We start from the raw sequence: 7,399 nt of genomic DNA, 5'->3' as shown, positions 1-7,399 counted from the left end.
ACCCCCCAGGTCATCCGTTCGACAGGGGGACACAGTCATGCCAGGCCCGGAGGCCAGCGGCCCCATTGCGGAGCCGCAGAAAACATAACGGGGGGCGGGGAAGCGCCCGCGTCGCCCCCGGGGACGGCGGCCAACGAATCCGCACCAGCCGCCGGGAGCGCGCCGCCGTCACCTGAGCCCGTGCGACGGGGCACCCACGGAGATGAGTACACGGGCTCAGGACCGCGTCCCCCACGCGGCATGACGATGGACTCCCACCGACGTGCTCAGTCTGGAGTCAGTCCCGTGCTCAGTCGCATCGCCGCCGCCGTGATCCCTGTCCTCGGGCGCCTGACGGTCTCCTCCGACCTTTCGGAGGAGACCGTCCGCGCTCCCGGCATCCTCGTCGCCAACCACACCTCACTCGCCGACCCCGGCGTGGTCCTGGCCGCACTGCGCCGGATGGGGATCGACCCGGTGGTACTCGCCACGGCCGGCCTGTGGCGCGTCCCGGTCCTCGCCCGCCTCCTGGAGAGCGGCGGGCACGTCCCCGTGCACCGCAGGACCGCACGGGCGGCCGACGCCCTGGAGGGTGCCGCCGCGGCGCTCGCCGCCGGACGCCACGTCCTCATCTACGGCGAGGGGGGCCTTCCCGCACGCAGGGACGCCGCCGAAGCCGCACCTGAGCCGTTCCGCAGCGGTCCGGCGCGGCTGGCCGCCCTGTCCGGCGCCCGCGTGATCCCCGTCGGCCAGGCGGGCGCCCGGCGTCTCACGTCGGGGAGCACGGCCAAACAGGTGGCGGGCTTCCTCACAGCGCCGGTGCGACGACCCCGGCTCCATGTGCACGTAGGCGCCCCCCTGCACCTTTCGACGGAGGTCCGAGCGGGGAGCGAGGCCGCGCACCGGGCCGTCACAGCGGCCTGGCGTACCGCCGCGCGACGGGCGGCGGCCCCCTGAGCCGGGGACCGCGCCCGTCCCGCCGGGCCGCCCCCGCCACGACTTCCGCAACCGCGTTCTTCCAAGGGGTTCCCCGCGGGTGGACATGTGCGCGAAAAAACGAAACAGCGGCCCGACTACCCATCCGGGGAAGCGGACATTCGCGCTCTTTCGTGTGATGACACGCCAAGTAGGTGCGAGGGAGGCTGAGCGGACGAAACTACAGGAGGGCTGAGAACCACACATGACAGTTGAAGCCGACCGGGAAGCGGTGCAGGCACCACCGACCGGGCAGCAGAGTCTGGCGACGGCAGCCGCGCGACAGCTGGCGACGACATCGAAGTCCGCCCCGCAGAACCAGGAGACGTCCTCCCGCTGGCTGATGCGGATGCTGCCGTGGGTGGACGTCGGAGGGGGAACCTACCGGGTGAACCGACGGCTCTCCCACGCCGTCGGGGACGGGCGCGTGACCTTCGTGCAGACCGGCGGACGGGTCTCGGTGATCCCGGCCGAGCTGGGTGAACTGCCCGCGCTGCGCGGATACGACGACGAGGCCGTGCTGGCCGAGCTGGCCGGCCGTTGCGAGCAGGCGGAATTCGCTCCGGGTTCCGTCCTGGTCTCCGCGGGCGGGACGAAGGACCGCGTCTTCCTCCTGGCGCACGGCAGGATCGACCGGATCGGCACCGGCCCGTACGGCGGGGACACGGTCCTCGGCACTCTCGCGGACGGCGCCTACTTCGGCGACGGCTGCCTGACGGAGCCCGAGACCGGCTGGGAGTGCACCTTCCGGGCGACCACCCCGTGCACCGTACTGGTGCTGCCCAGGAGCGAGGTCGCCGCACTGGCCGCCCGCTCCGATTCGCTGGGAAGCCACCTGGACGCCTTCGCGGCGCTCCCCCGGCAGCGCACCAACACGTACGGCGAGGCGGCGGTCGACCTCTCGGCCGGCCACGTGGGCGAGGCACGCATCCCGCACACCTTCGTCGACTACGACCCGTCTCCGCGGGAGTACGAACTCTCCGTCGCGCAGACGGTGCTGAAGATCCACAGCCGGGTCGCCGACCTGTACAACGACCCGATGGACCAGACCGAGCAGCAGCTCCGTCTCACACTCGAGGCCCTGCGCGAGCGCCAGGAGCACGAGCTGGTCAACAACCCGGAATTCGGGCTGCTGAGCAACTGCGACTACTCCCAGCGCATCCAGCCCCACGACGGGGTCCCGAGCCCCGACGACATGGACGAGCTGCTGTCGCGGCGCAGGGGCAACAAGTTCTTCCTGGCGCACCCCCGAGCCATCGCCGCCTTCGGCCGGGAGTGCAACAAGCGCGGGCTGACGCTGGATCCGGTGGACGTGGGCGGCCACCGCATTCCCGCCTGGCGCGGTGTCCCCATCTACCCGTGCGGCAAGATCCCCGTCTCCCCGGCGCGCACCACGTCGATCCTCTGCATGCGTACGGGTGAGGACGATGCGGGCGTGGTCGGCCTGCGCCAGTCGGGCATCCCCGACGAGATCGAGCCCAGCCTGTCCGTGCGGTTCATGGGCATCGACGAGCAGGCGATCATCTCCTACCTCGTCACCGCCTACTACTCCGCGGCGATCCTCGTCCCCGATGCACTCGGTGTCCTGGAGAACGTCGAAGTGGGCCGCTGGCGCTGACCGCGGCCGACCGGTCAGAGATCAATTCCCAGCACGAGTGCGGCAGTTGCCGCAGCCCGTCTCCGGCGGGCTCGTGACCCATGAGCGGTGGACGCCGCGTCCACCGGCTTCCGGCACCACCGAGCGCAGCCGCCGGTGTGCCAACCCCCTCCCCGGCCGAAAGGCTCTCTTCGCATGATTCCGATCAGTGGTGCCGGTGGCCCTCCGTGGACGCGGATCGGGTCCCCTGGCAACCTGCCCCCGGCCTCCGCGCCCAGGGCCGCCCCAGGGGTTCCCTCCACCTCTCCTCCCGCCGCACTGCTGGAGCGTCTGCTCTCCGGCCCTGCGGGCATGGGCACCTCCGCGGCGCGGCTGTTCCACTCCCCCGTACCGGCCGCACGCGCGGCGGGTGGGGCAGATGCGGGGCATCCCCGTTCCTCGGGAGGGACCGCTCCCGGTCCGGCCGGCGCGGTACGCATCCCGCCCCTGTACTGCCCCGACGCCGTACGCGACGATCCGGCACTGGGGGAGGTGGTCAACGAGCGCCTGGTCGAGTGGGCGGCGGAGACGGGCATCTTCACGGGCCGTCTGGAGCGCCTGAGATCTCACCAGTTCGGCCGGCTCTTCATGCTCGCGCATCCGGACTGCGACGACCCGGACCGTCTGCTGGCCGCCGCCCGCTGCGGGCTCGCGGAATGGTCGGTCGACGACCACTGGGTCGACGAGGGGGAGGACACGGAGCCGGAGCTCCTGGGCGCCCGGCTGGCCATGGCCCACGCGGTGATCGATCCGGTGCGTCTGCCGGCGCGCTACATGGCCCAGTTCGAGGAGCTCGTGCAGCGGCAGCCCGTACTGCGGGCCTTCCGGTCGAGCCTGGCTCATCTCTCCGGCATCGCGAGCACCACCCAGGTGGCGCGGCTGCGCCACGAACTCGCCGTCATGTTCGTCGCGTACGGCCAGGAGGCCCAGTGGCGCAGCAGCGGACGCACTCCGGCGGTGTGGGAGTACCTCCTGCACCGGTACGAGAACGCCTTCTACCCCTGCATGGTGCTGATCGACCCGGTCGGGGGCTACGAGCTCCCCGCCCATGAGTTCGCCGACCCCACCGTGCGCCGGACCTATCTCTACGCGGGCATGGCGAACGTCCTGCTCAACGACGTCTATTCGATGGCCAAGGAGGACCCCGGAGACACCAACCTGCCCAATCTGATCGCGGCGGAGGAGAACTGCTCACTCCAGGAGGCCGTCGATCGCACGGCCGCCATCCACGACGAGCTCATGCACACCGTCGAGGCCGACTGCGCCGTTCTGGCGGCGGCGGGCTCGCCCCAGTTGCGCCGGTATCTGGCCGGGCTGTGGGCGTGGATGGGCGGCAGCAAGGAGTGGCATGCCACCAGCGCCCGTTACCAGCAGACCGACTGACCCCGTAGCGGACTCCGAGAGTCCCGTATCCGAGGAGATTTCCATGACCGTTCAGGACACCGCCGCACACCCCCTGCGCAGCCTGTACCAGAAGTCCGTCGCCAACTACTGGAACCAGGAGAGGAATCCGGTCAACCTCCGCCTGGGTGAGGTCTCCGGGGTCTACCACCACCACTACGGCATCGGTGAGGTGGACTGGTCTGCCCTCGAGGGCCCTGAGGCGTCCCGCCAGGAGCGGCTGACGGCAGAGCTGCATCGCCTGGAGTGCGCGCAGGCCGACCTGTTGATGAGTCACCTGGGGGACATCCTTCCCGAGGACCGGCTCATGGACTCGGGTTCGGGCCGCGGGGGCAGCAGTTTCGTCGCCAACAGCCGCTTCGGCTGCCAGGTCGACGGCGTATCGATCTCCGAGACCCAGGTCGCCTTCGCCAACGGGCAGGCCAAGGAGCGGGGGGTGGACGACAAGGTCCGCTTCCACCTCAAGAACATGCTCCACACGGGCTTCGAGACCGACAGTTTCCAGGCGATCTGGAACAACGAGAGCACCATGTACGTCGACCTGTCACTGCTGTTCCCCGAGTACGCCAGGCTCCTGAAGCACGGCGGCCGCTACGTCACCATCACCGGGTGCTACAACGACGCGTACGGGCTGCCCTCCCGGGCCGTGAGCGAGATCAACGCCCACTACATCTGCAACATCCATCCACGCAGCACGTACTTCCGAGAGATGGCCGCCAACCGGCTCGTACCGGTCAGCGTCGTGGACCTCACCGCGGCCACCATCCCCTACTGGGAGCTCCGCGCGACGTCGCCGCTGGCCACCGGCATCGAGAAGGCGTTCCTGGACGCGTACAAGGGTGGCAGTTTCCAGTACCTGCTGATCGCGGCGGACAAGGTCTGACGGCCGCGGGCCGGGGGTGACGGTCCGGCCGGCGATCACCGGACGGGACTCCCCCGGCTCGACGGTGCCGGCCGGCTCCCCCCGGCCGGCACCGTACGCACGCGGGACGGGTCAGTGCAGGCGCAGCTGCATGAGGGTCAGGTCCAGCCACCGGCCGAACTTGGTGCCGGCTTCCGGCACCGTGCCGACATGGCGGAAGCCGAAGCGTTCGTGCAGACGGACCGACGACGCGTTCTCCGCCTCGATCCCGGCGATCAGGCTGTGGTGGCCGGCTTCCCGGGCCGAGGTGATCAGTGCGTCGAGCAGGGCCGAACCGATCCCGAGGCCGTGCCGGCCCTCCCGGACGTAGACCGAGTTCTCCATGGTGCTCCGGAAGCCGTCGAAGTCCTTCCAGGGGCCGTAGACGGCGAAGCCGGTGACTTCGCCCCCGGCTTCGGCGACGAACGCGGAACCGCGCTCCAGGTGCGGGGCGAGCCAGGCGGCGCCTTCCTCGGGTGTCGTCAGTGTCCGGGTGGTCCACAGGGCGGTCGAGTGCTCCACCGCGTGGTTGCGGATCTCACGGATGACTTCGGAGTCTCCGGGCCCCGCCGGGCGCACGGCCACCGCCCCATTGCTCCCGTATATTGGATTCATGTCCAACATAGTAGAGCCTCTGGTTCTCCAGATCGCGGCGCGTGTGCGTACCGAACGGGAGAGCCGCAGGTGGACGCTGGCCACGCTCGCGGAGGTCTCCGGAGTCTCCCAGGCCATGATCAGCCGCATCGAACGAGGTGAGAGCAGCCCCACGGCGGTCGTCCTCGGCAAGCTCTCGGCCGCCTTCCAGCTCAGCGTCTCCTCCCTGCTCGCACTCGCCGAGAGCACGAGGGACGACGCGCCACCGGCCGCGGGGGTACGCCGCGGGGCCGACGCGGAGCAGTGGCGCGACCCCGGGACGGGGTACCGGCGCCGGCAGATCACGGGCCGGCACTTCCCCGCCGAGATCGCGGAGATCCGTCTGCCCCCCGGGGCCCGTGTCCCCTATCCCGCCGCCGCCTTCGCCTTCGTACGGCAGGTCGTCTGGGTCATCGACGGGCACCTGACGTTCCACGAGGGCGACACGGTCCATGAACTGGGCGAGGGCGACACCATCGAGCTGGGCGAGCCCACCACTCGTGTCTTCGCCAACACCGGTGACGCGGAGTGCCGTTACGTCGTGGTCCTCGCGCGCGGCGCGCGACCGTGACCGCCTCCCTCTCCCGGGGCGGAACCCTCCTGCTCGCCGCCATCGCGGGAACGGCGATCGCGAACAACTACGCGCTCCAGCCGGCGCTCACGACCGTCGCCCGCGATCTCGGCGCACCGCTCTCCATGATCGGCCTCGTACCTGCCGCGGCTCTGAGCGGCTGTGTGCTCGGGTTCGCCTTCCTGCTGCCGCTCACCGACCACCACGCCCCGCACCGTCTGGTGTCTGCACAGCTCACCGCTCTCGCGACGGCCCTCGCCCTGGCCGCGTCCGCACCGGGCGCCGCCGTTCTGCTGACCGCCTACCTGTTCGTCGGCGCCGCCGCCGGTGTCGCCGCACAGGCCGGGAACATCGCGGGCCGCAACGCGCCGCACGGGCGGCGGGGCACCGGCGTGGCCACCGTGGCGGCGGGCATGTCGGCCGGCATCCTTCTCAGCCGCATGGTCGGCGGGGCGCTCACCGATCTGCTCGGCTGGCGCCGGATGCTGCTCGTCTTCGCCGCCCTCGCACTGCTCGGGGCACTCGCCGCCGCCCGACTGCTCCCCCGGCAGCGGCCGCACTCCCGTAGCGGCTATCGCGCGACCCTCGTCTCGCTGCCTCCGCTGCTCCGGCAGCACCCGGCGCTCCGCCGGGCGGTGGCCACCGGGGGCCTGTGGTACTTCGCCTTCAACCTGGTCTGGGTCTCCCTGGCCCTCGCCCTGGCGGACCAGCCCTACGGTCTCGGCCCGACAGCCATCGGGATGTACAGCCTCGCCGGTCTGCTCGGATTCGCCGTCCTGCCGCTCACCGGGCGGCTCGTGGACCGCCATGCCCCGCAGACACTGATCACCGCCGGGATCCTGACCGCCGCCTCGGGCGTCGCGCTGCTGGCCACCGGCCTGGACACGCCACCGGTGACCGCTGCCGGGCTCGCGCTCTTCGACGCGGGCTGCTTCGCCGCCCAGGCCGCCAACCAGAGCCGTGTCATCGCTCTGGACCCGGCCAGGTCCGGCGGCCTGAGCAGCGTGTACCTCGTCCTGTACTTCACCGTCGGAGCGCTCGGGACGTCCCTGGCGGCCCCGCTGCTCGACGCGGCCGGATGGCCCGGGGTCACGCTGACCGCCCTCGGCGCGCTGCTCCTCGCCGTCCCCGTCGGGCGGATGAAGCTCCGAATGGTGGACGGCGAGGGAGGGGCGCGGGCCGTCGACGCGGGCGGTGAGGGCTCGGCCGCCGCCGGAAGGACCGGCGACATCCGGTAGCCGGGCGACCGACTGCACGACGACGCCCTCGGCACGTTCGGCGCCGCCGCAGGAACCGCTCCGGT

Annotated in this window: 7 protein-coding genes; 6 read left to right on the top strand and 1 reads right to left on the bottom strand. The window is 71.4% G+C overall.

Features of this window, described 5'->3' with window-relative positions; translation table 11 throughout:
• Nucleotides 1-285 precede the first annotated feature (285 nt).
• The 4 genes from ACFXOA_RS30350 to ACFXOA_RS30335 all read left to right on the top strand — a co-directional run bounded on the left by ACFXOA_RS30350 (nt 286) and on the right by ACFXOA_RS30335 (nt 4,874).
• Nucleotides 286-936, top strand: coding sequence for a lysophospholipid acyltransferase family protein (locus tag ACFXOA_RS30350; RefSeq protein WP_385035059.1), 651 nt, complete (start codon nt 286-288; stop codon nt 934-936).
• 223 nt (nt 937-1,159) lie between these two features.
• Nucleotides 1,160-2,572 carry a family 2B encapsulin nanocompartment shell protein gene (locus ACFXOA_RS30345; protein ID WP_385035057.1) on the top strand — a complete coding sequence of 471 codons (1,413 nt, stop codon included), beginning with the start codon at nt 1,160-1,162 and terminating at the stop codon, nt 2,570-2,572.
• Nucleotides 2,573-2,746: 174 nt separating this feature from the next.
• Nucleotides 2,747-3,973, top strand: a complete 1,227-nt coding sequence (locus tag ACFXOA_RS30340; RefSeq protein WP_385035055.1) for a family 2 encapsulin nanocompartment cargo protein terpene cyclase — start codon at nt 2,747-2,749, stop codon at nt 3,971-3,973.
• Nucleotides 3,974-4,016: 43 nt separating this feature from the next.
• Nucleotides 4,017-4,874, top strand: a complete 858-nt coding sequence (locus ACFXOA_RS30335; protein ID WP_385035053.1) for a geranyl diphosphate 2-C-methyltransferase — start codon at nt 4,017-4,019, stop codon at nt 4,872-4,874.
• 111 nt (nt 4,875-4,985) lie between these two features.
• Here the strand turns inward: ACFXOA_RS30335 and ACFXOA_RS30330 are convergent, their stop codons facing one another.
• Nucleotides 4,986-5,507, bottom strand: coding sequence for a GNAT family N-acetyltransferase (locus tag ACFXOA_RS30330; protein ID WP_385035051.1), 522 nt, complete (start codon nt 5,505-5,507; stop codon nt 4,986-4,988).
• Here ACFXOA_RS30330 and ACFXOA_RS30325 point away from each other — a divergent pair.
• Nucleotides 5,506-6,096 (top strand): helix-turn-helix domain-containing protein, encoded by a 591-nt coding sequence (locus tag ACFXOA_RS30325; RefSeq protein ID WP_385035049.1) that lies wholly within the window; start codon nt 5,506-5,508, stop codon nt 6,094-6,096. The genes ACFXOA_RS30330 and ACFXOA_RS30325 overlap by 2 nt on opposite strands.
• On the top strand, nt 6,093-7,334 hold the full coding sequence (locus tag ACFXOA_RS30320; RefSeq protein WP_385035047.1) for an MFS transporter: 1,242 nt from the start codon (nt 6,093-6,095) through the stop codon (nt 7,332-7,334). The genes ACFXOA_RS30325 and ACFXOA_RS30320 overlap by 4 nt, the downstream gene beginning before the upstream one ends.
• Nucleotides 7,335-7,399 lie beyond the last annotated feature (65 nt).

The sequence above is a fragment of the Streptomyces sp. NPDC059166 genome (genome assembly GCF_042755185.1).
Taxonomy (GTDB): Bacteria; Actinomycetota; Actinomycetes; order Streptomycetales; family Streptomycetaceae; genus Streptomyces.
Note: the sequence above shows the minus strand (reverse complement) of the source record. Positions and strands in the feature narration are given on the sequence as shown.

Coding starts and splice junctions, on each gene's coding strand:
- ACFXOA_RS30345 (WP_385035057.1), top strand. CDS start 1,160: ATGACAGTTGAAGCCGACCGGGAAGCGGTGCAGGCACCACCGACCGGG.
- ACFXOA_RS30340 (WP_385035055.1), top strand. CDS start 2,747: ATGATTCCGATCAGTGGTGCCGGTGGCCCTCCGTGGACGCGGATCGGG.
- ACFXOA_RS30335 (WP_385035053.1), top strand. CDS start 4,017: ATGACCGTTCAGGACACCGCCGCACACCCCCTGCGCAGCCTGTACCAG.
- ACFXOA_RS30325 (WP_385035049.1), top strand. CDS start 5,506: ATGTCCAACATAGTAGAGCCTCTGGTTCTCCAGATCGCGGCGCGTGTG.
- ACFXOA_RS30330 (WP_385035051.1), bottom strand. CDS start 5,507: ATGAATCCAATATACGGGAGCAATGGGGCGGTGGCCGTGCGCCCGGCG.